Origin of the sequence: Streptomyces sp. CA-250714, from assembly GCF_050936705.1 — a bacterium.
Taxonomy (GTDB): domain Bacteria; phylum Actinomycetota; class Actinomycetes; order Streptomycetales; family Streptomycetaceae; genus Streptomyces.
The window spans coordinates 2640583-2666401 of the sequence record NZ_JBNJMI010000002.1; the positions used below are offsets into that span (position 1 = coordinate 2640583).

At 70.3% G+C, this 25819-nt stretch carries 19 protein-coding genes and 2 pseudogenes; 10 read left to right on the plus strand and 11 right to left on the minus strand.

Translation table 11 applies throughout. The features are described from left to right. Positions 1-59 precede the first annotated feature (59 nt). From iolD to iolC, 4 genes are all read right to left on the minus strand, one after another. Positions 60-1946, minus strand: a complete 1887-nt coding sequence (gene iolD, locus ACQEU8_RS30725; RefSeq protein WP_433106850.1) for a 3D-(3,5/4)-trihydroxycyclohexane-1,2-dione acylhydrolase (decyclizing) — start codon at positions 1944-1946, stop codon at positions 60-62. Then, a complete protein-coding gene (gene iolB / locus ACQEU8_RS30730; protein ID WP_433106852.1) occupies positions 1943-2890 on the minus strand; it encodes a 5-deoxy-glucuronate isomerase in 948 nt (315 codons plus the stop codon). Before iolB ends, iolD begins: the two co-directional genes overlap by 4 nt. A gap of 15 nt (positions 2891-2905) precedes the next feature. Then, positions 2906-3793, minus strand: coding sequence for a Cgl0159 family (beta/alpha)8-fold protein (locus ACQEU8_RS30735; protein WP_433106854.1), 888 nt, complete (start codon positions 3791-3793; stop codon positions 2906-2908). A gap of 115 nt (positions 3794-3908) precedes the next feature. Further along, entirely contained in the window at positions 3909-4916 is a 1008-nt protein-coding gene (iolC, locus tag ACQEU8_RS30740; protein WP_433106856.1) for a 5-dehydro-2-deoxygluconokinase, read from the minus strand. 186 nt (positions 4917-5102) lie between these two features. Between iolC and ACQEU8_RS30745 the strand changes: the two genes are divergently transcribed. Then, a complete protein-coding gene (locus tag ACQEU8_RS30745) occupies positions 5103-6047 on the plus strand; it encodes a sugar phosphate isomerase/epimerase family protein (RefSeq protein ID WP_433106858.1) in 945 nt (314 codons plus the stop codon). Positions 6048-6342: 295 nt separating this feature from the next. Further along, positions 6343-6537 (plus strand): helix-turn-helix transcriptional regulator, encoded by a 195-nt coding sequence (locus ACQEU8_RS30750; RefSeq protein ID WP_433106860.1) that lies wholly within the window; start codon positions 6343-6345, stop codon positions 6535-6537. 255 nt (positions 6538-6792) lie between these two features. Here ACQEU8_RS30750 and ACQEU8_RS30755 read toward each other — a convergent pair. After that, positions 6793-7200 (minus strand): annotated as a pseudogene (locus ACQEU8_RS30755) (DedA family protein); the annotation flags it as partial. 322 nt (positions 7201-7522) lie between these two features. On the opposite strand from ACQEU8_RS30755, the gene ACQEU8_RS30760 reads away from it, so the two are divergent. Continuing rightward, positions 7523-7741 carry a heavy-metal-associated domain-containing protein gene (locus ACQEU8_RS30760; protein WP_433106862.1) on the plus strand — a complete coding sequence of 73 codons (219 nt, stop codon included), beginning with the start codon at positions 7523-7525 and terminating at the stop codon, positions 7739-7741. Positions 7742-8446: 705 nt separating this feature from the next. Here the strand turns inward: ACQEU8_RS30760 and ACQEU8_RS30765 are convergent. Both ACQEU8_RS30765 and recD2 read right to left on the minus strand, forming a co-directional pair. Continuing rightward, positions 8447-9763: a citrate synthase gene (locus ACQEU8_RS30765; protein WP_433106864.1), complete on the minus strand. Its 1317-nt coding sequence runs from the start codon at positions 9761-9763 to the stop codon at positions 8447-8449. Positions 9764-9912: 149 nt separating this feature from the next. After that, entirely contained in the window at positions 9913-12168 is a 2256-nt protein-coding gene (recD2, locus tag ACQEU8_RS30770) for an SF1B family DNA helicase RecD2 (protein ID WP_433106866.1), read from the minus strand. Positions 12169-12440: 272 nt separating this feature from the next. Between recD2 and ACQEU8_RS30775 the strand changes: the two genes are divergently transcribed. The 5 genes and pseudogenes from ACQEU8_RS30775 (at position 12441) to rbsD (ending at position 18558) form a co-directional block, all read left to right on the plus strand. Beyond that, the gene (locus tag ACQEU8_RS30775) at positions 12441-13448 is read left to right on the plus strand and encodes a LacI family DNA-binding transcriptional regulator (RefSeq protein WP_433106868.1); all 1008 of its coding nucleotides are present in this window, start codon (positions 12441-12443) and stop codon (positions 13446-13448) included. Further along, complete coding sequence (locus ACQEU8_RS30780; protein ID WP_433106870.1) at positions 13445-15010, plus strand: sugar ABC transporter ATP-binding protein; 1566 nt, start codon at positions 13445-13447, stop codon at positions 15008-15010. Before ACQEU8_RS30775 ends, ACQEU8_RS30780 begins: the two co-directional genes overlap by 4 nt. 19 nt (positions 15011-15029) lie before the next feature. Next, positions 15030-16992: pseudogene (locus ACQEU8_RS30785) on the plus strand (ABC transporter permease/substrate-binding protein). A 109-nt stretch (positions 16993-17101) separates the two neighbouring features. After that, entirely contained in the window at positions 17102-18172 is a 1071-nt protein-coding gene (locus ACQEU8_RS30790) for a ribokinase (RefSeq protein ID WP_433106872.1), read from the plus strand. Further along, on the plus strand, positions 18169-18558 hold the full coding sequence (gene rbsD / locus ACQEU8_RS30795) for a D-ribose pyranase (RefSeq protein ID WP_433106874.1): 390 nt from the start codon (positions 18169-18171) through the stop codon (positions 18556-18558). The genes ACQEU8_RS30790 and rbsD overlap by 4 nt, the downstream gene beginning before the upstream one ends. 208 nt (positions 18559-18766) lie before the next feature. Here rbsD and ACQEU8_RS30800 read toward each other — a convergent pair whose 3' ends face one another. Genes ACQEU8_RS30800 through ACQEU8_RS30810 form a run of 3 tightly spaced genes read right to left on the minus strand, consistent with a single transcriptional unit; the run spans position 18767 to position 21989 of the window. Next, positions 18767-19606: a sugar phosphate isomerase/epimerase family protein gene (locus tag ACQEU8_RS30800; RefSeq protein ID WP_433106876.1), complete on the minus strand. Its 840-nt coding sequence runs from the start codon at positions 19604-19606 to the stop codon at positions 18767-18769. Next, on the minus strand, positions 19603-20820 hold the full coding sequence (locus ACQEU8_RS30805) for a dihydrodipicolinate synthase family protein (RefSeq protein WP_433106878.1): 1218 nt from the start codon (positions 20818-20820) through the stop codon (positions 19603-19605). Before ACQEU8_RS30805 ends, ACQEU8_RS30800 begins: the two co-directional genes overlap by 4 nt. Then, positions 20817-21989, minus strand: a complete 1173-nt coding sequence (locus tag ACQEU8_RS30810) for a Gfo/Idh/MocA family protein (RefSeq protein WP_433106880.1) — start codon at positions 21987-21989, stop codon at positions 20817-20819. The genes ACQEU8_RS30805 and ACQEU8_RS30810 overlap by 4 nt, the downstream gene beginning before the upstream one ends. Positions 21990-22259: 270 nt before the next feature. Here ACQEU8_RS30810 and ACQEU8_RS30815 point away from each other — a divergent pair, with 270 nt between their 5' ends. Continuing rightward, a complete protein-coding gene (locus ACQEU8_RS30815; protein WP_433106882.1) occupies positions 22260-23402 on the plus strand; it encodes a LacI family DNA-binding transcriptional regulator in 1143 nt (380 codons plus the stop codon). Between the two features lie 107 nt (positions 23403-23509). Then, positions 23510-24337, plus strand: coding sequence for a sugar phosphate isomerase/epimerase family protein (locus ACQEU8_RS30820; protein WP_433106884.1), 828 nt, complete (start codon positions 23510-23512; stop codon positions 24335-24337). A gap of 54 nt (positions 24338-24391) precedes the next feature. Here ACQEU8_RS30820 and ACQEU8_RS30825 read toward each other — a convergent pair whose 3' ends face one another. Continuing rightward, a complete protein-coding gene (locus tag ACQEU8_RS30825) occupies positions 24392-25816 on the minus strand; it encodes a S28 family serine protease (protein ID WP_433106886.1) in 1425 nt (474 codons plus the stop codon). Positions 25817-25819: the final 3 nt, after the last annotated feature.

A 25819-nucleotide genomic window follows, 5' to 3' on the forward strand; every position in this document is an offset into this window, starting at 1 on the left:
CGGGACCTTTCTTGGTACGTGACATGCTGCGGAGAATCACTGCGGCCGGCACTGAGGGCTTACAAGTGCCGCCGTTGCCGGGCGCGTTGCCGTTCGTACTCCTCGCGGGCCCGGCGCGCTGCCGGGCGCTGCGAGGTCTCGGCGACAGCCACGTCCCACCACGCCTGGGGTCCGGGCGCCGGAACGTCCGGCTCCGGGTCGGTCTCGACGTAGACGCAGCTGGGCCGCTCGGACGCGCGGGCCGCGGCCAGCGCCTCGCGGAGCTGGTCGCAGGTCGCGGCCCGGTGCACCTCCATGCCGAGCGAGGCGGCGTTGGCGGCCAGGTCGACGGGGAGCACCTCTCCGGTGTAGCCGCCGTCGGCGTCGCGGAACCGGTAGGCCGTACCGAAGCGTTCGCCGCCCGTCTGTTCGGACAGACCGCCGATGGAGGCGTAGCCGTGGTTCTGTACGAGGACGACGTTGATGTTCACGCCCTCCTGCACCGCGGTGACGATCTCGGTGGGCAGCATCAGATACGTACCGTCGCCCACCAGCGCCCATACCGGGCGGTCCGGCGCCGCCAGCCGTACGCCGATGGCGGCGGGGATCTCATAGCCCATGCACGAGTAGCCGTATTCGACGTGGTACTGCCGCGGGGAGCGGGCGCGCCAGAGTTTGTGCAGGTCGCCGGGCATGGAGCCGGCGGCGTTGATGACCACGTCCTCGTCCCCGACGACGGAGTCGAGCGCGCCGAGCACCTGGGTCTGCGAGGGGCGGGCCTTCTCGTCGAGCGGATGCGGGGCGAACGCCTCGGCGACGGTGCGCTCCCACGCCTGCTTGCCGCGCCCGTACTCGGCCTCGTAGTCCGGTGAGACCCGGTGCCCGCGCAGCGCGCCGGCCAGCGCCTCCAGCGCCGCCCGGGCGTCGGCGACGACGGCGAGCGCGCCGAGCTTGTGCCCGTCGAAGGCGGCGACGTTGAGGTTGAGGAAGCGGGCGGAGGGGGCGAAGAGGGTTCCGGAAGCGGTGGTGAAGTCGGTGTACCGGGTGCCGACACCGATCACGAGGTCGGCGGTACGGGCCAGTTCGTCGGCGACGGCGGTGCCGGTGTGGCCGATGCCTCCCACGTCGCAGGGGTGGTCGTACCGGAGGGAGCCCTTGCCCGCCTGGGTGGACGCCACCGGGATGCCGGTCATGTCGGCGAAGGCCCGCAGCGCTTCCTCGGCCTCGCTGTGGTGGACACCGCCGCCCGCCACCAGCAGCGGCCGCCGCGCGGCCCGTACCGCCTCCGCGGCCTGGGCCAGCGCCTCCGGCTCCGGAACCGGCCGCGCCACCCGCCAGACGCGCTCGGCGAAGAACTCCTCGGGCCAGTCGTACGCCTCGGCCTGCACATCCTGCGGCAGGGCGAGGGTGACGGCGCCGGTCTCGGCGGGATCGGTGAGCACCCGCATGGCCTGGAGCGCGGCGGGGATCAGCGCTTCGGGCCGCAGTACCCGGTCGAAGTAGCGGGAGACGGGCCGCAGCGCGTCGTTGACGGAGATGTCCCCCGCGTACGGCACCTCCAGCTGCTGGAGCACCGGGTCGGCGACGCGTCCGGCGAAGATGTCGCCGGGCAGCAGGAGGACCGGCAGCCGGTTGATGGTGGCAAGCGCGGCGCCGGTGGTCAGATTGGTGGCGCCGGGGCCGATGGAGGTGGTGACGGCCTGCGCGGAGAGCCGGTTGCGCTGGCGGGCGAAGCCGACGGCGGCGTGCACCATCGCCTGTTCGTTGCGGCCCTGGTGGAAGGGGAGCGGCGCGCCGGGGCCCTGGCCGCTCTCGACGAGGGCCTGGCCGAGCCCGGCGACGTTGCCGTGTCCGAAGATGCCCCAGCAGGCGTCGATGAGCCGGTACCGCTGCCCGTCCCGTTCGGTGTGCTGCGCGGCGAGGAAGCGTACGAGGGCCTGTGCGACGGTCAGTTCGACGGTCGTCATCGCCCGCCCTCCTCTTCTCGCGAGCCTGCTCGCGCTTCTGCGGATTCCTTCGCCCCGTACAGCGGAAGCCTTTGATCCATAGGCGTATCGGCCCACACACCACGAATCCACGCGTGATCTGGATGGTCGCAGATAAGCCAGGCGCGATCCACCCCCGGGCCCGCCATCACGTTCAGGTAGTACATGTCGTGCCCGGGGGCCGCCATGGAGGGGCCGTGCCAGCCGTCCGGAATCAGCACCGCGTCGCCGCTGCGCACCTCGGCCAGCACATCGGTGCCCTTGCCGTGACCGCTGGGGGACACCCGCTGGTAGCCGAGCCCTTCGGTGGTGCGGCCGTCGGGGTGGCGGTGCGGGGCGATCTCGTAGTAGTAGATCTCCTCCAGTTCGCTCTCCACCCCGTCACGGAACTCGTCGTGCTTGTGGGGCGGGTACGACGACCAGTTGCCGCCGGGGGTCAGCACTTCGACGGCGATGAGCCGGTCGGCCTCGAAGGTGTGTGCGGCGGCGAAGTTGTTGACCTGCCGCGAACACTGCCCGCTGCCCCGCAGTTCCACCGGCACGTCCGCTGCGGCGCCGTACCGCACCGACAGCCGCCGCTCGCAGCGCGCGCCGGTGAGCGCGAACCGGCCGCCCGCCGCGCTGCCGACCGTCACCTCGGCGTCGCGCGGCACGTACGCGAAGTCGCTGACGGCGGTGAAGACGCTCTCCCTGCCGTGCAGTTGCAGGGTCTGTCCCTCAGCCTCGACGGTGCAGCCGCCGCGCAACGGCAGCACGATCCACTCGCTCTCACCGGTCGTGAACGTATGCGACTCCCCCGGGCCGAGCTCCAGCACCCGCAGCGACGAGTAGCCCCAGCCCGCGCTCCGCGGGCTGATGTCCAGGGCGTACGGGCCCGATGCGGCGCTGCCCGCGCGCAGATGGAAGTCGGTGGTGGTGCGGTTCATCTCCTCCAGCCCCTTTCAGAGCAGTCCGACGGCGGTGTCCACGGCCGCGCTCACATCGCCGTCGGCCGGGTAGAGCAGGGAGCGCCCGACGACCAGCCCGCGCACGGTCGGCAGGCTGAGCGCCTTGCGCCACTTCTCATAGGTGCCCTCCTGGTCGCCGTGCACCTCACCGCCGAGCAGTACCACCGGCAGCGTGGAGGTCTCGCACACCCACGCCATGTCGTCCGGGTCCTCGGTGACGGGCAGCTTGAGCCAGGTGTAGGCGGAAGTGCCGCCCAGCCCGGAGGCTATGGCGACGGAGCGCGCTACGGCGGGCCCGCTCAGATCGTTGCTCACCCTGCCGTCCGCCCTCGCGCTGAGGAACGGCTCGACGAAGACGGGCAGCCGGCGCGCCGCCATGTCGTCCACGGCGCGGGCCGCGGCGTACAGGGTGCGCAGCGAGCCGGGGTCGTCGTAGTCGATCCGCAGCAGCAGCTTGCCCGCGTCGAAGCGCATCCGCTCTATGTCCTCGGCACGGTGCCCGGTGAAACGGTCGTCCAGCTCGAAGGAGGCACCGGCCAGCCCGCCGCGGTTCATCGAGCCGAGCACCACCTTGCGCTCCAGCGCACCGAGCAGCAGCAGGTCCTCCAGGATGTCGGCGGTGGCCAACACCCCGTCGACGCCTGGCCGGGAGAGCGCCAGTACGAGGCGTTCGAGCAGCTCGGCGCGGTTCGCCATGGCGAGCTCGTCACTGCCGACACCCAGCGCGCCACGCGCCGGATGGTCCGCGGCGACGATCATCAGCCGCTCGCTCGCATCCACCAGCGGCCGACGCGCACGCCGTGCCGCCGCCTCGGCTATGGCCTCCGGATGTCGGGTCCGTACGGACGCCAGCTCGGCGATGCTGACACTGCTGGGGGTCAAAGGTGACTCTCTTTCGGGGCGTTGTGGGGGGTGGGCGCGGGGTCGGGGGCGGGCCGCGGCAGGGCGCGCGCGGGCGGGAGCCTGCGGGCGCGCGGGGTGCCGACCGGCGCGCGGGTCAGGCGCGCAGAAGCTCCTCCACCTCGTCTTCCGTCGGCATGGCGGAGGAGCAGGCCAGCCGGGAGGCGACCAGCGCGCCCGCCGCGTTGGCGTACCGCATCGTGTACTCCAGGTCCCAGCCGGACAGCAGCCCATGGCACAGGGCACCGCCGAACGCGTCACCGGCGCCGAGGCCGTTGACGACCTCCACCGGGTGCGGCGGCACCTCGGCCACGGTGCCGTCGGCGTGCACGGCGAGCACACCCTTGGGCCCCTGCTTGACGACGGCCAGTTCCACCCCCGCCGCCAGCAGCGCCTCGGCACAGGCGTGCGGCTCACGAGTGCCGGTGGCGACCTCGCACTCGGCGAGGTTGCCCACGGCGACGGTGGCGTGGGCCAGCGCCTCCCGGTAGTACGGCCGCGCGGCCTCGGCGGCCTCGGCCTCGGTGTGCTGCCCGTCGGTGCCCGCGCCCCAGAACATCGGCCGCCAGTCCAGGTCGAAGACCGTGGCGACCGTCTCGTCCCGGCCGGGAGCGCGGGCGGCGAGCGCGGCGAGGGTGGCGCTGCGGCTGGGCTCGGCGCACAGCCCAGTGCCGGTCATCCAGAAGATCCGCGCCCCGGCGATCCCCGCCAGATCCAGATCTCCGGGATGGATCTCCAGGTCGGGGGCCTTGGGCCGGCGGTAGAAGTAGAGCGGGAAATCGTCGGGCGGGAAGATCTCGCAGAAGGTCACCGGCGTCGGATAAGCGGCCACACCGGTGACCCACCGGTCGTCGACACCGAAGTCGCGCAGCGCCTCATGGCAGTAGAGGCCGAACGGATCCTCCCCGGTGCGGGTGATGACCGCCGTGGAGCGGCCGAGCCGGGAGGCGGCGACGGCCACGTTGGTGGCGGAGCCGCCGAGGAACTTGCCGAAGCTGTCCACATGCTGGAGCGGCACGCCGGTCTGGAGGGGGTAGATGTCGACCCCGATGCGGCCCATGGTGACCACCTCGTGCGGCGTGTCCCCGTCGTGCGGCTCGGCCATGGCTCGTCCCTCTCTCCCATATAGCTGCCTGGAACATCGTCCGTCGCGGCAGCGACCACTGTCAATAATTTGTCCTTACATATTGACGTCACCGCCCTGGACTGGATACAGCAGAGTTCGGCAGGATGAAGCGTTGTCCTGACAAACTCTTGACCCGACTCCTTACGACCGGATTGGCTCTGGGCCATGACTGGCACTTCCGCCCCTTTCCCCGCCGCCCCCTCTCCCTCCGCCCGCTCCCTCGACCACATCCGGGTCGGCTCCGCGCCCGACTCCTGGGGCGTGTGGTTCCCCGACGACCCGCAGCAGGTGCCCTGGCAGCGCTTCCTGGACGAGGTGGCGCAGGCCGGCTACAGCTGGATCGAACTCGGCCCCTACGGCTATCTGCCGACCGACCCGACACGCCTCACCGACGAGGTCGAAGCGCGCGGCCTGCAGGTCTCCGCCGGCACCGTCTTCACCTCGCTGCACCGCGGACCGGACGTCTGGGACGAGACCTGGGCGCATGTCTCCAAGGTCGCCGAGCTCACCCGCGCCATGGGCGCCGCGCACCTCGTGGTCATCCCGTCCTTCTGGCGGGACGACAAGACGGCCGAACTCATCGAACCCGCCGAGCTGACGACCGAGCAGTGGCGCCATCTCGCCCAGGGCACCGAGCGGTTGGCCCGCGAGGTGGGTGAGAAGTACGGGCTGCGCATCGCCGTCCACCCGCACGCGGACACCCATATCGACACCGAGGAGCATGTCGTCCGCTTCCTCGACGCGACCGACTCAGGGCTGGTCAACCTCTGCCTGGACACCGGGCACTACGCCTACTGCGGCGGCGACAGCGTCGAGTTGATCGAGCGGTACGGCGAACGCATCGACTATCTGCACCTCAAGCAGGTGGATCCGGAGATCCTCGCCGACGTCGTCCGCGAGGGGACGCCCTTCGGTCCTGCGGTGCGCCAGGGCGTGATGTGCGAACCACCCGGCGGCGTACCGGAGTTGGAGCCGGTGCTGGCCGCGGCGCAGAACCTGGGCGTGGACCTGTTCGCCATCGTCGAGCAGGACATGTACCCATGCCCGCCGGACCAGCCCTTCCCCATCGCGGAACGGACCCGGCGCTTCCTGCGGAGTTGCGGGGCGTAACCGAGCGCCGAGTTGCGGGACGCAGTACGGCCAACGCCGAGTTGCGGGGGGCCTCGTACGGCCAACGCCGAGTTGCGGGTCCAGTACGGCCAACGCCGAACTGTGGGACGTAATACGACGAACGGCCAGTTCTGGGGCACAGTACGCGAACAGCAGACGACAGCCACGTCACCAATGTCACCGTTTCACCGGCTCGGTGTCACAGCCGTCGTACAGCCCCCCGCCGAGGCTCACTCTCCGTCGTTCACCAGGCACAGGCTGAGTGATCACCAGCCACCCCTGGGAGGTGCGAGAGATGGCCGACCGACAACTCTGGTCGTACAAGGAAATCGCCGCGCACATCAGCGTCCAACCCGACACCGTGCGGTCCTACCGGAAGCATGGCCTCCTACCGCCGCCCGACCTGGTCGAAGGAGGCAGGCCCTACTGGTTCGCGGACACCATCCGCGAGTGGGTCACCCGCAGGCCGGGGCACCGCGGGGGCCAATGAGGGAGCCTGGGCCATGACGTCCGGAATATCCCCGACCGCCGCATTCCCCTGGGGCGGCACCACAGGTGCCGCCCCAGTAAGCGTTTGAGGGGCGGACGCCGGGGCAGCCCCGGAAGCCGACCCCCGCAACGCCCGTCGCCGCAGCAGCCACTGCCCCGCGCAGGCGGCACCGGCCAGCAACGCGGCAGCGCCCACACCGATCAGCGCGCCGGACAGCGTCCCGGCCAGCGCCCGGCCGCCCCAGTAGCCCACACCCACCGAGTAGCCCGCCCACAGCAGCTCCGCGATGGCCGAGCCCAGCAGGAAGCGCCGCGCCGGATAACCCACCGTGCCGGTGGCCAGACCGCCGACGATCCGGCCGCTGGGCAGGAAGCGCACGGCCACCACGAACGGCACCCCGTACCGCCGTACATGCTCCGCCGTCCAGTCGAGCGCCGCCTTGCGCCGCAGGCTGGCGGACAGCCAGCCGCGGGTACGGGTACTCGCCCGCCGCCCCAGCCAGTACACCAGCGCGTCCCCGGCGAGCGCGCTGCCCGCCACGGTCAACAGCACCAGCGACAGGGGGAGTCGGCCTTCGGCGGCGAGCGCGCCTGCTGCCGCGATCAGCGCGGAGTTGGGCACCAGCGGAGGCAGGGTGGTGAGCCCCACGAGCGCGAGCGTCATCCACAGCGCGCCATCCACGCCTACCACCTGCCTTCCACCGTGCGCCCACCGTGGGCGCCTCACCTGTAAGCCCCAGCTGACAGGTGAAAGGCCCGGCGCACAACCGCCGTTCGACCATTACGGGGGCACCTCAGGGCGGGGTCGAGCGAACCCCTAAGGGGGTGCCGGACAGCGCATATGTGGGGTGGCCGAGCTTGGCTCATACCCGGAGGGGGTATATGATCGACCTCACGTACGCCGCCCGGACGCCCGGGTCGCGTTGCGCAGTTCACCCGAAAGCTCCGCAACGGGGGCTTTCGCACCGAGAGTTGAGGAGTGGGCCATGAGCACCGTCACGACCACATACAAGGTTTCCGGAATGACCTGCGGCCACTGCGAGGGCGCGGTCTCCGAGGAGGTCTCCCGGATCGAGGGCGTCTCAGCGGTACAGGCCGTGGCCGCGTCCGGAGAGGTCACCGTCACCTCTTCCAGCGAGCTGGACGATGCCCTGGTACGCGAGGCGGTTGATGAGGCGGGGTACGAATTGGTGGGCCGAGCCTGAGGGGGTGCCCCCGCCCGTTGCATGCGGGCTGCGGGTCCGTTGTGGCTGGTCGCGCAGTTCCCCGCGCCCCTGACGGGGCGCGGCCCCCTCCCCCCCACTGCGCTTGGGAGGTCTGCGCCAGAGGCGCAGGGCTGGCAAGCGCAGCCCTCCGTTGCGGGGTACGCAACCCATTGCGGGGCACGCAGGAATCGGCGGCCCGCGACAGCGAAAAGCGCCCCGTCGGCCAGGTCCCCCCACGGGCCCGTCGACGGGGCGCTTTCGATTCCCGGTCATGGATTCCCCCCACGGGATCCTGGCCGGGCGCTTCCTGGGTGTCCGTGCGAGCGGGAGGGCCGCTCAAAGCTCCCCGTGCACGTTCACCGTTCCTTCACCTCGCATCCGTCCCCCAAGACAGATGTGAAGCAGTGGCGAAGGCTCCGCCGGGAGGCCGACGCCACCCGGTTAGACCCACGAACCTCCCTGATGGTTACCCCCCAATTTCTGTGACCTACGTCTCGTCGTCAATCCGCACAAATGGAAGATCCCGATCCGAGGTGGACCGGGATCTTCCATTTGTGCTGGTGCGGAGACCGACCTGTGACGCCGTCGGCCCACCACGCCGGGGCAGACATTGACCCGTACGAGTCAGTGGCCCGTACGGGTCAATGCCCCGTACGGGCCAGTGGATCGGCGGGCCGGTAGGTCGACAGGCCGGCGGGGTGAGGGTCAGCGAGCCTCGACCGGGACGTACTCCCGCTCGACCACACCGGTGTAGATCTGCCGGGGGCGGCCGATGCGCGAGTTCGGCTCCTTGATCATCTCGTGCCACTGGGCAATCCAGCCCGGCAGCCGGCCGAGCGCGAACAGCACGGTGAACATGCTGGTCGGGAAGCCCATCGCGCGGTAGATCAGGCCGGTGTAGAAGTCCACGTTCGGGTAGAGCTTGCGCTCCACGAAATAGTCGTCGGACAGCGCGTGCTCCTCGAGGCGGAGCGCGATGTCCAGCAGTTCGTCGCTCTTGCCGAGGGCCGAGAGCACATCGTGGGCCGCCGCCTTGATGATCTTCGCCCGGGGGTCGAAGTTCTTGTAGACGCGGTGGCCGAAGCCCATGAGCTTGACGCCGTCTTCCTTGTTCTTCACCTTGCGGATGAAGTTGTCGACGTCCCCGCCCGAGGCCTGGATGCCCTGGAGCATCTCCAGCACGCTCTGGTTGGCGCCGCCGTGCAGGGGCCCCCAGAGCGCGTTGATGCCCGCGGAGATGGAGGCGAACATGTTCGCCTGGGAGGAGCCGACGAGGCGCACGGTGGAGGTCGAACAGTTCTGCTCGTGGTCGGCGTGCAGGATGAGGAGCTTGTCGAGGGCACTGACCACGACCGGGTCCAGGTCGTACTCCTGCGCCGGGACCGAGAAGGTCATCCGCAGGAAGTTCTCCACATAGCCGAGGTCGTTGCTCGGGTAGACGAACGGGTGACCAATCGCCTTCTTGTAGGCGTACGCGGCGATCGTCGGCAGCTTGGCCAGCAGCCTGATCGTCGACAGGTTCCGCTGCTCCTCGTCGAACGGGTTGTGGCTGTCCTGGTAGAAGGTCGACAGCGCGCTGACCACGGAGGAGAGCATCGCCATCGGGTGGGCGTCACGCGGGAAGCCGTCGTAGAACCGTTTGACGTCCTCGTGCAGCAGGGTGTGCTGAGTGATCTCGTTCTTGAACGCGCTCAGTTCGTCGACGGTGGGCAGCTCACCGTTGATGAGCAGATACGCGGTCTCCAGGAAGGTGCCGCGCTCGGCGAGCTGCTCGATCGGATAGCCGCGGTAGCGCAGGATGCCCTGCTCACCGTCGAGGTACGTGATGGCGGATTTGTAGGCGGCGGTGTTGCCGTATCCCGAGTCCAGGGTCACCAGACCGGTCTGGGCACGCAGCTTGCCGATGTCGAAGCCACGGTCGCCCACCGTGCTGTCGACGACCGGGTAGCTGTACTCGCCGTCCCCGTAGCGGAGTACTACGGAGTTCTCGCTGTCGCGGTGTTCGCTCACGTCATCCCTCACCGACGTAGTGCCTCTTCTTCGAGGTGCCCTGACTTATTCCACTCTCCCTTATCCAGCGCCGTGCGGTGCACTGGGGGTCAGCCAGAGGGCTCCATGGTGGCACGCAGTGCCGCCCATCTGGCTATCCTGCACCCTCTTGGCCGTCATGGTCACCCCCCGGAACCCATCCCGCCTCCCGAGACGGTGGCGGCCGCGCGAAGCCGGTGGTCGAGCGCCGTGCAGCGCCGCCCCGCCGAGACCGTGCGAACCGCCTGACCGAGTGCTCTTCGCGACCCCACCAGCACCACCAGCCGCTTGGCTCTCGTCACCGCCGTGTACAGCAGATTCCGCTGGAGCATCATCCAGGCACCCGTCGTGACGGGGATCACTACCGCCGGGTATTCGCTGCCCTGCGAGCGGTGGATGGTCACCGCGTAAGCGTGGGCGAGCTCGTCCAGTTCGTCGAAGTCGTACCCGACCTCCTCGTCCTCGTCCGTCAGCACGGTGAGCCGGTGGTCGTCGGGGTGCAGTGCGGTGACGACCCCCACCGTGCCGTTGAAGACGCCGTTCGCTCCCTTTTCATAGTTGTTTCTGATCTGGGTGACCTTGTCGCCCACCCGGAAAACCCGACCGCCGAACCGCTTCTCCGGCAGCCCGGGGCGGGCCGGGGTGACGGCCTGCTGGAGCAGCCCGTTCAGCGCGCCCGCGCCGGCCGGGCCGCGGTGCATGGGCGCGAGCACCTGCACATCGCGCCGCGGATCGAGGCCGAATTTCGCCGGGATGCGCCGGGCCACCACATCCACGGTCAGCTGCCCGGCCGCCTCGGTGTCCTCCTCGACGAAGAAGAAGAAATCCTCCAGCCCCTGGGTGAGCGGCTGGGTGCCGGAGTTGATGCGGTGGGCGTTGGTCACCACCCCGGACTGCTGGGCCTGGCGGAAGACCCGGCGCAGCCGCACCGCGGGCACCGGCCCGTCCTCGGCCAGCAGATCGCGCAGCACCTCACCGGCGCCGACGGAGGGCAGCTGGTCCACATCGCCCACGAGCAGCAGATGGGCGCCCGGCGGGACGGCCTTGATCAGCTTGTTGGCGAGCAGCAGATCGAGCATGGACGCCTCGTCCACCACCACCAGGTCGGCCTCCAGCGGGCGCTCCCTGTCGTAGGCCGCGTCGCCGCCCGGCTTCAGCTCCAGCAGCCGGTGGACGGTGGAGGCCTCGGCGCCGGTCAGCTCCGCCAGCCGCTTGGCGGCCCGTCCGGTGGGCGCCGCCAGCACCACCCGGGCCTGCTTGGCACGGGCCAGCTCGACCACCGAGCGCACCGTGAACGACTTGCCGCAACCGGGCCCGCCCGTCAGCACCGCCACCCGGCTGGTGAGCGCCAGCCGCACCGCCTCCTCCTGCTCGGGCGCCAGCCGGGCACCGGTGCGCTGCGCCAGCCAGCCGAGCGCCTTGTCCCAGTCGACGCCCTGGAACCAGGGCAGCCGGTCCTCCCGCGTACGCAGCAGCCGCTTGAGCTGGGCGGCCAGTGCCACCTCCGCGCGGTGGAAGGGGAGGAGATAGACGGCGGTCGAAGTGCGCTGCGGATCCTCCGGGTCGGGGACCGGTTCGCGTACGACCCCGCCGTCCTCCTCGTCCGCGGCCAGCTCGCCGAGGCAGTCGATGACCAGGCCGGTGTCCACCTGGAGGAGCTTGACCGCTTCCGAGATGAGCCGCTCCTCGGGGAGATAGCAGTGGCCCTGGTCGGACGACTGGGAAAGGGCGTGCCGCAGGCCCGCTTTGACCCGCTCCGGGCTGTCGTGCGGGATGCCGACGGACTGGGCGATGCGGTCCGCCGTCAGGAAGCCGATGCCCCATACATCGGCCGCCAGCCGGTAGGGGTTGCCGCGCACGACGGAGATGGACGCGTCGCCGTACTGCTTGTAGATGCGTACTGCGATGGAGGTGGAGACGCCGACACCCTGGAGGAAGACCATCACCTCCTTGATGGCCTTCTGCTCCTCCCAGGCGGCGGCGATCAGCTTGGTGCGCTTGGGGCCGAGCCCCGGGACCTCGATCAGTCTGTTCGGATCGGCTTCGATGATCTCCAGCGTGTCGAGGCCGAAGTGGCTGACGATCCGGTCGGCGGTGCGCGGTCCGACGCCTTTGACCAGCCCCGAGCCCAGATAGCGGCGGATGCCCTGGATGGTGGCGGGCAGCACCGTGACGTAGTTGTCCACATGGAACTGGCGTCCGTACTGCGGATGGGAGCCCCAGCGGCCCTCCATCCGCAGCGACTCCCCCGCCTGGGCGCCCAGCAACGCGCCCACGACCGTGAGCAGTTCGCCACCGCCGCGGCCGGTGTCGACCCGCGCCACGGTGTACCCATTGTCCTCATTGGCGTAGGTGATGCGCTCTAGTACACCTTCGAGCACGGCAGGCTGGAACGTCATGTCACCGACCGTAGCCTCGGGCGCCGACATCGCGGCAGCCCTGTGGATAACTCTGGGCTCACCATCGGAACTGTCCGCGTGACCACCGCAGTTACGTCTGCACGAGCATCATCACGATCGTGCATCGGCCACGTCCTCAACTTGCGTCACCATGCGCACATCACATTGCATGACCGATGTAATCGTTTCCATCCGCGGCGCGACACCCCTGGAGTGCCCTGCGCATGGAGGCACTTCACCCCCCTCTTTCCCAGCTTGGAACCGGCACGGCAATGGCAGGCATCAAGGACGTCGCGGCCCGCGCAGGCGTCTCCGTCGCCACGGTCTCGCGCGTCCTCAACGACCACAGCGGAGTCCGTGAGGAGACGCGTGCCCGGGTGCTGACCGCCGTCTCCGAGCTGAGCTACCGGCCCAACACGCTGGCCCGCTCGCTGCGCACCGACCAGACCCGCACCCTGGGGCTGGTCATCAGCGACGTACTGAATCCTTTCTTCACCGAACTGGCCCGCGCGGTCGAGGACGCGGCACGCGAGGGCGGCTACAGCGTGATCATCGGCAACGCCGACGAACAGCTCACGCTCCAGGACCACCATGTGCGCACGCTGCTGGACCGCCGGATCGACGGACTGCTGGTCTCCCCCGCCGACGGCGACTCGGTCGCGCTGCGGGAGGCCGCGCTGCTGGGCATCCCCATGGTCTTCGTCGACCGGTGGATCGAGGGCCTGGACGTGCCACTGGTGCGTGCCGACGGGCGGCCCGCCGTTCGTGATCTCGTCGCCCATCTGTACGCCCTCGGACACCGCAGGCTGTCCATCATCACCGGGCCGGTCGCGAGTACGACCAGCAACGAGAGGGTCCGCGCGTTCCGCTCTGCGCTGCACGAGCACGGTCTGCCGCTGCCCGACAGCTACATCGGCCAGGGCGACTTCCAGACGGCGAGCGGACGGCGGGCGACCGAGAAGTTCTTCGCGCTGCCCGAACCGCCCGACGCGATCTTCGCGACGGACAACCTGATGGCGCTGGGCGTCATGGAGCAGCTGCGCACGCTGGGCCTGCGGGTGCCGAACGACGTGTCGCTGGCCGCCTTCGACGACATCCCGTGGTTCCTGCACACCGACCCCCCGATCACCGCGATAGCCCAGCCCACCCAGGAGCTGGGGCACCGCGCGGTCGCCGCACTGACCGACCTGGTGGAGGGCAGGAGCGCCGGTTCCGTCACGCTCTCCGCCCACCTCATAGCGCGCCGCTCCTGCGGCGAAGACGAAAGGACGCGTCGTTGACCACCCCAGACCCGCCCCCGGCACGGGAACTGCTGCGCACGGAGGGCATCCGCAAGACCTTCCCCGGCGTGGTCGCCCTCGACGGTGTCGACTTCGACCTGCGCGCCGGTGAAGTGCACGTCCTGCTGGGCGAGAACGGCGCCGGCAAGAGCACCCTGATCAAGGTGCTCTCCGGCACCTACCGCGCGGACGCGGGACGGGTGCTGCGTGAGGGCAAAGCGGTACGTATCACCGGCGCCGAAGCCGCGGAGAAGCTCGGCATCGCCACCATCCACCAGGAGTTCAACCTGGTGCCGCACCTGTCCATCGCGGAGAACATCTTCCTGGGCCGGCAGCCGCGCCGGCTGGGTCTGGTGGACCGCAGGAAGATGGAAGCCGACGCCAAGGTGCTGCTGGACCGGGTCGGTGTCACCGCGCCCCCGCGCACCCCGGTCGGCGAACTGGGCATCGCCGGGCGGCAGATGGTCGAGATCGCCAAGGCGCTCAGCCTGCGCACTCGCGTCCTGATCATGGACGAGCCGACCGCCGTGCTCACCGCCGAGGAGGTCGGCCGGCTCTTCGCCATCGTCCGCAAGCTGCGGGCCGAGGGCGTGGGCATCGTCTTCATCACCCACCACCTGGAGGAGATCCCCGCCATCGGCGACCGGGTCACCGTGCTGCGCGACGGCCGCAGCGTGGGCCAGGTTCCGGCCGACACTCCGCAGGAGGAGCTGGTCCGGCTGATGGTGGGCCGCAGCATCGAGCAGCAGTACCCGCGCGAGACCGTACGGGCGCAGGAGGCCGCCGCTTCGGCCGCACCGCTGCTGCGCGTCACGGGGCTGCGCAAGCGAGGTGTCTTCGAGGACATCACCTTCGAGGTGCGGGCCGGCGAGGTCGTCGGTATCGCCGGGCTGGTCGGCGCGGGCCGTACCGAGGTGGTCCGCGCTGTCTTCGGCGCCGACGGCTACGACTCCGGCCGCGTCGAGGTGGCCGGCAAGCGGTTGCCGGGCGGCGATGTCTGGGCCTCGCACGCGGCGGGGCTGGGGCTGGTCCCCGAGGACCGCAAGGGGCAGGGCCTGCTGCCGAACGCCTCGGTCTCCGAGAACCTCGGCCTGGTCACCCTGCGCGAGGCGAGCAAGGTCGGGCTGGTGGACCGCGCCGGACAGCGCCGCGCGGCCTCCCGGATCGCCGACCGGCTCGGCGTCCGGATGGCCGGACTCGACCAGCATGTCCGCACCCTCTCGGGCGGCAACCAGCAGAAGGTCGTGATCGGCAAGTGGCTGCTCGCCAACAGCCGCGTGCTGATCCTCGATGAACCCACCCGTGGCATCGACGTGGGCGCCAAGGTCGAGATCTACCAGCTCATCAACGAGCTGACGGCCTCCGGCCACGCGGTGCTGATGATCTCCAGCGACCTCCCCGAGGTGCTGGGCATGAGCGACCGGATCCTGGTGATGTCCCAGGGCCGGATCGCCGGCGAACTTACCGCGCGGGAAGCGACCCAGGACGCCGTCATGGCCCTGGCCGTCGGCACCTCCGCGCCAGGAACGAGCGAGATGGAGGATTCTCCCCGTGGCCATTGACACGCAGCCGGGTCACCGCCTGGACAAGCGCCCCGGCGGCAGCGGGCCGCCGAACCTCGTACGCCGTGTCCTGTTGGACAACGGCGCGCTGAGCGCGCTCGTCGTCCTGATCGTCCTGTTGGCGATCATGTCCGGCGACTTCTTCACCACCACGAACCTGCTGAACGTGGGCGTGCAGGCGGCCGTGACCGCCATCCTCGCCTTCGGCGTCACCTTCGCCATCGTCTCCGGCGGTATCGACCTGTCGGTCGGTTCGGTGGCGGCCTTCTCCGGTGTGATGCTCGGCTGGTTCACCACGACTCAGGGCATGCCGGTCTTTCTGGGCGTGGTGCTCGCCATCCTTTCCGGTACCGCCTGCGGGCTGCTGAACGGTGTGCTGATCTCCTACGGCAAGCTGCCGCCGTTCATCGCGACGCTGGCGATGCTGTCGGCGGCGCGCGGTCTGGCGCAGGTCGTCTCCGAGGGCAACCCGGTGCTGCTGCCCGACTCGCTCTCCTGGATCGGCAAGACGATCGGTGAGTGGCTGCCGGTGCCGGTCATCGTGATGATCGTGATGGGGCTGCTGGCGGCGCTGGTGCTCAACCGCACCTACAGCGGCCGGTCGATGTACGCGATCGGCGGCAACGAGGAAGCCGCGCATCTGTCCGGTATCCGGGTCCGCCGGCAGAAGCTGGTGATCTACACCCTGGTGGGCACCTTCGCCGCCATCGCCGGAATCGTCCTGGCCTCCCGGCTCGCCTCGGCCCAGCCGACGGCTGCCAATGGTTACGAACTGGACGCGATTGCTGCCGTCGTCATTGGTGGTGCCAGTCTGGCCGGAGGTGTCGGCAAGGCTTCCGGAACGCTGATCGGCGCGCTTATCCTCGCTGTTCTGCGCAATGGACTCAACCTTCTCGATGTTTCCGCTTTCTGGCAGCAGGTTGTCATTGGGGTAGTTATTGCGCTCGCGGTGCTCCTCGATACACTGCGTCGCCGCGCATGATCTTTGTGCGACGGGGGAGCTCGCGTAGTTCATCCATCTGCCGACTGCAAGGAATGCAGCAATGAGCAAGAGAACGAACACGTCTGTCGTCGTCGTGGCCACGGCAGTCGCACTGACGGCAACGGCCTGTGGTTCCGGCGACGGTTCGGGCGGTGGCAAGGACAAGCCCAAGCTCGGCTTTGCCATATCCGCGCTCAACCAGCCCTTCATGGTCGAGATGAAGAAGGGCGCCGAGGAGGAGGCCAAGGCGCAGGGCGCGGAACTGAGCGTCCAGAACGCCTCGGACGATGCCTCCCAACAGGCGAACCAGGTACAGAACTTCACCTCTCAGCAGGTGAAGTCGATCATTATCAACCCCGTCGACTCCGATGCCGCGGCCCCTTCCGTGAAGGCCGCGAACAATGCCGATATTCCGGTCATCGCCGCCGACCGCAGCGTCAACAAGGCCGATGTCAAGGCAACTGTCGCCTCCGACAACGTCGCGGGCGGCAAGCAGGCGGCCAAGGAGATCGCCGACCAGCTCGGCGGCAAGGGCGAGGTCCTCCACCTGCAGGGGCAGACCGGCACCTCCGCCTCCCGCGAGCGCGGCAAGGGCTTCACCGAGGGCCTCAAGAAGTACCCCGGCATCAAGGTCGTCACCAAGCAGCCCGCCGACTTCCAGCGGACCAAGGGCCTGGACGTGACGACCAACGCCATGCAGTCGCACTCGGAGATCGACGCGGTCTTCGCGGAGAACGACGAGATGGCGCTCGGCGCGGTCAAGGCGCTCGGCTCCAAGGCCGGCAAGAGCGTCAAGGTCGTCGGCTTCGACGGCACTCCGGACGCGTTGAAGGCCATCAAGAAGGGCACCATCAACGCGACCGTCGCCCAGCAGCCGGCCGAGCTCGGCAAGATGGCCGTCCGCAACGCCATGCGCGTCGTGGACGGTTCCACCGTCGACAAGCAGATCAAGGTCCCGGTGAAGATCGTCACCAAGAAGAACGTCGACCGGTTCTCCTGACCGGGAGCCGCACGGACGACAGGCTGAACGGCCCGTCGCGGGCACAGCTGTCCGCGCGGGACCCGTGGCGGGCGGCCCTGCCCGCACGGGACGAGAAGGAGCACCCCGGATGCACGGATACGACCTGCTGGTCGTAGGTTCCGCCAACGCCGACCTGGTCATCGGTCTCGACCGCCGACCGGGCCCCGGCGAGACGGTGCTCGGGTCGGACCTGCAGATCCACCCGGGCGGAAAAGGCGCGAACCAGGCGGCGGCAGCTGCCCGGCTCGGCGCCCGCACCACGCTGCTGGCGCGCGTCGGCGACGACGCGTACGGCCGGATGCTGGCCGAGGCACAGCGTGCGGCGGGCGCCGCGCCGGCGGGGCTCCTCGTGGGAACGACGGACACACCCGGCACGGTGGGCAAGGACGGTGCCGCACAGGGCGCCGCCGAGGGCAAGGACGGTGCCGCACAGAGCGCCGCTGAGGGCAAGGGCGCACCGACCGGCGTCGCCCTCATCACCGTGGACGCGGCCGGGGACAACAGCATCGTCGTCTCCCCCGGTGCCAACGCCCGGCTCACACCGGACGATGTGGCGGCGGCGCGCCACCTCTTCGAGGCCGCTGCCGTTGTCTCCCTCCAGCTGGAGATCCCCCTGGAGACGGTCGCCGCGGCGGCACGGGCGGCCGACGAGCACGGTGCCCGCCTGGTCCTCAACCCCTCGCCCCCCGCCCGACTGCCCGAGGACGTACTGGCCCTGTGCGATCCGCTGGTCCTCAACGAGCACGAGGCGCGGCTGCTGCTGGACGGGCAGTCGCTCGGTACGGACCCCGAGGAGTGGGCGACCGCGCTTCTCGAACTGGGCCCGCGCAGCGTCGTGGTCACCCTGGGAGCCGAGGGCGCACTGGTGGCCGGGCCCGCGGTGGGCACCGAGGTGACGGACGGGATCGACATGGTGCGGGTGCCCAGCCCGCGGGTGCGCGCTGTGGACACCACCGGGGCCGGTGACGCCTTCACCGGTGCGCTCGGCTGGCGACTGGGCCGTGGCGACGGGCTGGAGGAGGCCGTGCGCTTCGCCGTACGCGTCGGCGCCCTCGCGGTCACCCGCCCGGGCGCGCAGGAGTCCTACCCCAGCGCGGAGGAAGTCGGCTCGGCCGGGGTGCAGGACGCAGCCGGCAATGTGCAGGAGAGAGCGGAATGAAGAAGTCCGGGATACTCAACCGCCATCTCAGCGGCGCCCTGGCACAACTCGGGCACACCGACCTCGTAGTGGTGTGCGACATCGGTCTCCCCATCCCCGAGGGGCCGACAGTGGTCGATCTCGCCTTCCGCGCAGCAGTGCCCTCCTTCGCCGAGGTGCTCACCGGGCTCCTGGACGAGCTGGAGGTCGAAGGCGCGGTTGCCGCGGCAGAGGTGCGAGAGGCCAACCCGGAGTGCGGCGCACTGCTGGACCGTCACTTCCCCGGACTGCAACTGGTGCCGCACGAGGAACTGAAGGCACTGACCGGGCAGGCCCGGCTGGTGGTGCGAACGGGCGAGGCCAGGCCGTACGCGAACGTGGTGCTGCGCTGCGGAGTGCCGTTCTGAGGCGGCAGTGCCACGAAAAGTTCCGGCAGTGCCACAGAAAGCTTCGAAGGGCCCGGTCCGTGGACCGGGCCCTTCGTATCCCCCCTCGGTCTCCCGCTTCTTCCCCCCAGGGAGCGCCGATACAGGTTTGACCCGCCACTGAGCGAAAGGGTTGCACAGCAGTGGGTGACTTTTTCTCGCGGCTCTCACCGCAGCCCGGTGCGCGGTCCTACAGCACGTGCTGGAGGTATCTCGCAGCTGTCTCCCGCAGCACCTCGGCGCCGTCCCGCTCCCACAGCGCCGGGTTGAAGATCTCCACCTCGACCGGGCCGCGGTAGCCGGCCGCTTCCGTCCAGGTCCGGAAGGCCCGCAGGTCGATCGCGCCGTCCCCCAACTGGCCCCGGCCCAGCAGTACTCCCTCGGGCAGCGGCGTGATCCAGTCGGCGAGCTGGAAGAGCGCTATACGGCCCTGCTCGCCCGCCCGCGCGAGCTGCCGCGGCACCCGCTCGTCCCACCACAGGTGGTAGGTGTCCACCACGACCCCCACCTCGTCGGCGGGGAACCGCTCGGCGAGTTCGAGGGCCTGGCCGAGCGTGGAGACCACGCACCGGTCCGAGGCGTACATCGGGTGCAGCGGCTCGATCGCCATCCGTACCCCGCGCTCCCGCGCGTAGGGGGCCAGTTCGGCGAGCGCGTCGGCGATCCGCTCGCGGACCGCCGCCAGATCCCGCTCGCCATCCGGCAGCCCGCCCGAGACGAGCACCAGTACGCCGGTGCCGAGTTCGGCCGCCTCGTCCAGTGCTGCCCGGTTGTCGTCCAGTGCGGCGCGGCGCGCCTGTGCCTCCCGTGCCGTGAAGAAACCGCCGCGGCACAGCGAGGTGACCGCCAGTCCGTGCTGGCGCATCAGGCGGGCCGCGGCAGCGGGGCCGTACTCGCGCACCGGATCGCGCCACAGTCCGACGCCGCCGATGCCCAGTTCGGCCGTCCCGCGGGCCAGTTCGGGCAGGGAGAGCTGGCGGACCGTCTCCTGGTTGACCGAGAGCCGGGCCAGGCCCTGCCCGGGGCTCACTGGGCCACTCCCTGGACGGCGAGCAGCTGTCCCATCCGGTGCTCGGCGCGCTCCGGGTCGGGGAAAACCCCCAGGGAGTCGGCGAGTTCGTAGGCACGTGCCAGGTGCGGCAGGGAGCGGGCCGACTGGAGTCCGCCGACCATCGTGAAGTGCTCCTGATGTCCCGCCAGCCAGGCGAGCAGCACCACACCGGTCTTGTAGTAGCGGGTGGGCTCCTGGAAGAGATGGCGCGCCAGTGGAACGGTCGGATCGAGTACAGCCCGGAACGCCGCCGCGTCCCCGGAGTCCAGCAGTCGTACGGCGTGCGCGGCGAGCGGGGCCAGCGGATCGAAGACGCCCAGCAGTGCGTCGCTGTGGCCCGCCTCGTCGCCCTCGATCAGCTGCGGGTAGTGGAAGTCGTCTCCTGTGTAGCAGTGCACCCCCTGGGGCAACCGCCGCCGCAGTGCCACTTCGCGGTCGGCGTCGAGCAGGGAGACCTTCACCCCGTCGACCCGCTCGGGGTGCGCCGCGATGACGCGCAGAAAGGTGCCGGTGGCCGCCTCCAGGTCGTCACTGCCCCAGTAGCCCGCCAGCGCGGGGTCGAACATGGGGCCCAGCCAGTGCAGCACGACGGGGCGGCTCGCCTGCCGCAGCAGGGTGCCGTAAACGCGCTCGTAGTCCTCGGGACCGCGCGCCACAGCGGCCAGGGCGCGGGAGGCCATCAGGACGGCCTGCGCACCGGTGTCCTCGGTGAGTGCCAGCTGCTCCTCGTAGGCGGCGGTGATCGCGGCCAGTGCCTTCCCGGGCTCCATTGCCCGGACATGTCCGTACGGGCCCAACTGGTCGGTGCCCACGCCGCAGACCAGCCGGCCGCCGACCGCCTTCGCCTCCGCTGCCGAACGCCGGATCAGCTCCGCCGCACCGGCCCAGTCCAGGCCCATGCCGCGCTGTGCCGTGTCCATCGCCTCGGCCACGCCCATCCCGTGCTCCCACAGATGGCGTCGGAAGGCGAGCGTGGCGTCCCAGTCGAGCACTGCCGGACCTTCGGGCGAGGTGTCGGCCAGCGGGTCGGCCACCACGTGCGCGGCGGCGAAGACGGTACGGGAAGCGAGTGGCACTCTCCCGGCCGTGCTGCGGACGCCGCTGCCGTGGTGGCTGCTTACCGCCTCCGCGGGCGTACGGCGCGGCTCGTAGGCGCGGATGCCCCCGGTGGCGGGGTCGGGCAGCCGGATCACAGCGCCAGCTCCGGTACCTCGCAGCGGCGGCCCTCGGCCGAGGAGGTGAGGGCCAGTTCGGCCAGCTGCACCCCGCGCGCGCCCGCGAGCAGGTCCCACGGGTAGGGCTCGGCCGCGCCCTGGTCCGCGACGTGGCGCAGGAACAGCTCCCACTGCGCCTTGAAGCCGTTGGTGTCCTCGTCGCCGTCGTTGTCGGGAACCTCCTGCCACTGTTCGCGGAAGCGCTCGGTGGCGGGCAGATCGGGGTTCCACACCGGCTTCGGGGTGCCTGCCCTGTGCTGGTAGCGGCAGCCGCGCAGCCCGGCGACCGCCGAGCCCTCGGTGCCGTCCACCTGGAACTCGACCAGTTCGTCCCGGTGCACCCGCACCGCCCAGGAGGAGTTGATCTGGGCGACGGCGCCGCCCTCCAGGGTGAAGATGCCGTACGCGGCGTCGTCCGCCGTCGCCTCGTACTGCTCGCCCCGCTCGTCCCAGCGGCGCGGAATGTGGGTGGTGGCGTGCGCCTGGACGGAGGTGACGCGGCCGAAGAGGTTGTGCAGTACGTACTCCCAGTGCGGGAACATGTCGCTGACGATGCCGCCGCCGTCCTCCGCGCGGTAGTTCCAGGACGGGCGCTGGGCGCTCTGCCAGTCCCCCTCGAACACCCAGTAGCCGAACTCGCCCCGTACCGACAGCACCCGGCCGAAGAAGCCGCTCTCGACCAGCCGCGCGAGCTTGCGCAGTCCCGGCAGGAACAGCTTGTCCTGGACGACGCCGTGCTTGACCCCGGCCCGGGACGCCGCCCTGGCCAGCTCCAGCGCGCCGTCCAGCGAGGTGGCGGTGGGCTTCTCCGCGTAGATGTGCTTTCCGGCCGCGATGGCCTTCTTGAGGGCGTCCTGGCGCGCCGAGGTGACCTGTGCGTCGAAGTAGATGTCGATGCTGTCGTCGGCCAGCACCGCGTCCAGGTCGGTGGAGACGCCCTCCGGGTCCAGCCCGTACTCGCGTGCGAGGGCGCGCAGCGCATGCTCCCTGCGGCCCACCAGTACCGGTTCGGGCCACAGCGTCTCGCCGCCGCCGAGGTCGATGCCGCCCTCCTCGCGCAGCGCGAGGATCGAGCGTACGAGGTGCTGACGGTGGCCCATCCGGCCGGTGACGCCGTTCATGGCGATCCGGACTGTCCTGCGTGACACGTGTGCTCGTCTCCCTGCTGTCGCCGGTGCTCAGCGCGCTGGAAAGCGCGGCAGTGGTGCGGTAGCGGTGTGTGTCGTAGTGCTGTGGTGGTGCTGTCGCGCCGTAGCGCTGTAGTGCCGTAGTGCTGTGGCGCCGTAACCGTAGTAAGCGCTTTCTAACTCGGCCACCGTAGACCCAAGGGAGAGCGCATACAAGGGACTTGTCACCCGGTGCGGCGGCACCTGTGCGCGTGGGAACATGTCCTCGAACGGGACGAGGCGGAGGAACGGATGGCAGTGACCCTGGCGGACGTCGCCGCACGCGCGGGTGTCTCGTCCGCGACCGTCTCCCGTGTGCTGAGCGGCAACTATCCGGTCGCCGACGCCACCAGGAACCGTGTACTGCGTGCCGTGGACGAACTGGAGTACGTCGTCAACGGGCCCGCCAGCGCACTCGCCGCCGCCAGCTCCGATCTGCTGGGCATCCTCGTCAACGACATCGCGGACCCGTTCTTCGGCATCATCGCGGGCGCCGTGCAGGGCGAGCTGGAGGGCCCGCAGGGCGGCCCGGTCCCGCGCAAGCTCGCCGTGGTCTGCAACACCGGCGGCTCACCCGAACGGGAGCTCACCTATCTCACACTGCTGCAACGCCAGCGCGCCGCGGCGATCGTGCTGACCGGCGGCGCCGTGGAGGACCCCGAGCACAGATCCGCACTGGCCACGAGGCTGCGCCGACTGGCCGCCAGCGGCACCCGGATCGTGCTGTGCGGCAGACCACCGCTGGAGGGGCCGGAGCAGCGGGCCGAGCCGGGCGCCCTCCCGCGCTCCGCGCACACCGCCGCGGACCGCGCGCAGGGCACCGCATCGGGCACCGTCCTCACGGTCGCCTTCGACAACCGGGGCGGCGCATATGCCCTGACCAGCCATCTGCTGACGCTGGGCCACCGGCACATCGGCTATGTCGCGGGCCCCGCCGAGCGCACCACCACCCGGCACCGGCTGGAGGGCCACCGCGCCGCGCTGGCAGCGCACGGCGGCCCGGATACGCGCCAGGCCGAGCGGCTGACCGTGCACGGCGGCGACTACGACCGTTCCTCCGGCTACGAGGGCGCCCGCGAACTGCTGCGCAGGGCGCCCGAGACGACCGCCGTACTGGCCGCCAACGACACCGTCGCACTCGGCGTCTGCGCGGCACTGCGCGAGCTGGGGCTGCGCGTCCCGCAGGACGTATCGGTCGCCGGCTTCGACGACCTGCCCTTCAGCGCCGACGCCTCTCCCGCGCTGACCACCGTACGGCTGCCGCTGCACGAGGCGGGCGCCCACGCCGGACAGCTCGCGCTGGGCACGCTGCCACCCCCGCCGGGCGGGGTGACGACAGTGGGCCACGAACTGATGGTCCGCGCCTCCACGGCACCGCCCCGCGCCGGAGGTTGAGCGCCCGCGCAGCGCCGGAGGTTGAGCGCCCGGTCCGGGGGCCAGGAGTGGCCGACACGTACTGCTGGGACCTTGCCGGGCGGAGGAGCATCTGATCGGGTGAGCGCATGCGACTCGCGTTCTCCACTCTCGGCGTCCCCGGCATGCCCGTTCCCGAAGTGCTGCGCCTGGCCGCCCGCTCGGGCTTCCACGGGGTCGAACTGCGCGGCCACCCGGAGGAACCGGTGCACCCTGGCCTCGACCGGAGCGAGCGGCAGCGGGTGGTGCAGCAGTTCGCCGAAACGGACATCGCACTGCTGAGCATCGCCGGGTACCCGCGGATGGCCGAGAGCGGCGACGACGCACCCGTACTCGGCGAAGTGCGCGCACTGTTGGAGCTGGCACACGACCTGGGCGCACCGTACGTCCGGGTCTTCCCCGGTGGCGGTGCGGATCCCGCGGAGGGCGACGCGACAGCGGTGCGGCGGCTGAGGGAGGCCGCCGTGATCGCCGCCGACCTGGGTGTGCGGGTACTGCTGGAGACGCACGACTCGCACAGCACGGGTGCCGACGCGGCACGTGTCCTGCGCGAGGTGGACCACCCGGGCGCGGGCGCGCTGTGGGACATGATGCACACCTGGCGCGGCGGTGAGGACCCGGAGGAGACCTACCGGCTGCTCCGCCCGTATCTGGGCTACGTACAGGTGAAGGACATCGCCTCCCGGGAGGACACCACCCCGCTGCCGCCCGGCGAGGGCGTACTGCCGCTCACGGACGTCGCGGAACTGCTCACCCGTGCGACGGACGCCGAGACGCCCGCCCCCGGGGAGGGGACGGGCGTCGAGTGGTTGTGCTGGGAGTACGAGAAGCGCTGGTACCCCGAGGTCCGTGAGCTGCCCGCGCTGCTGCCGCAGGTCCGTGATCATCTGCTGGGCCTGCTGTCCGACGCGGCTTAGCGGCTCGACGGACCGGGGCTGCCCGGGCTCGGTGGGCCCACGGGACGCGGACCGTCAGGGACGCAGCTGCAGCATGTCCTTGCGCGGCTTGTCCAGCTTCTTGTCGTAGGCCGTCAGCCGCTTCGGCTTCTTGTCCGGGTCGACCTCGAGGCCCGCGAACTCCATCACCATGCGGGTGGCGGCCGCCTTGTCGTCCTCCTCGAGGGTGGCGATCCGCGCACCGTGGTGCTGCCCGGGAGCCGTGTAGACGGCGGTGTCCTCGGTGTGCTTGCCGGGACGGAACGGCTCGGCGCCCCAGGGGTCGTTCTCGCCGTAGATGTACAGCATCTGCGAGGAGCTGTTGCGTACCCAGCGGTCGATGTCACGCATCGCCTTGTCGTGCTTGTTGAACTCCATCGGGATGCTGCGCGGGACGTAGGTGCGCGGCACGTTCAGGCCCGGGTACTTGCGCACGTCGTCCAGGAGCGGCTCCTCGTAGTCGGGCGAGCCCAACTGGGTGCCCGCCTGGTAGTAGTACGGGGTGTACGGCGTCATGCCCTGGTCGGTACCGGCCTGCCAGCCGCCGATCTCGTCGGCCCACTTGTAGAGCGCGTCCGTGGAGGCGTCGGTGGCGGGCACCTTGTCGCACTCGCTCTCCAGGTGGTACTGCCAGAAGCCCCACACAAGGTCCTGCGCGATCAGCTCGAATGCCTTGTCTGCGCTGCCGGCCAGCTTGAAGGTGTAGTTGTTCTCCTTGGCCCACGCCTTGATACGCGAGACCATCTCGCCGCGCCGCTCGAAGATCTCGTGCTGCGCGCCGTTCAGCCGGTCGCGGCACTCCTTGGAGCCCACGTTCTCGAAGAACGTGTAGTAGGCGGAGTCCTCGCGGTTGCGGACGTCGTTCGGGGCGACGTAGGGGACGGTGCCGTCCATGTCCTGGGGGTAGAAGCGGCGGTAGTAGGTCGCCGTCATTCCGCCCTTGCTGCCGCCGGTCGCGATCCAGTTCTTGTCGTAGATCTTCTTGAGCGCCTTGTAGATGCGGTGCTGGTCGCTGGCGGCCTGCCAGATGGTGAGCTTCGACCAGTCGGCGGGCTCGGGCCGGGAGGGGGTGAAGAAGCGGTACTCCATGGAGACCTGGTTGCCGTCCGTCAGCTGCGTCGGCTCACTGCGGCTGGGCTTGGTGTTGAGGTCGTAGCCGCTGGTGAAGAACACCGTGGGGCGGTTGGTGTCCTTGTGCAGGATGGAGATGCGCTGTTTGAACGTGCCCTTGCCAGGGCGCCTGTGGTCCACCGGCTGTTCGTAGTTGAGCAGGAAGAAGCGGTATCCGTCGACGGGCTTCTCTTCGATGAGGCTCATCCCGGGCACCGCGAGGATGCGGTCCTTGATATCCGTATCGGTCGCGGTTCCGGCCGCGCCGGCGGCCCCCGCCGTGGCACTGCCGACGCTGAAGGTGCCTATGAGCACCACCAAGGACAGCAGCCATCTGAGCGTTTTACGCATTCA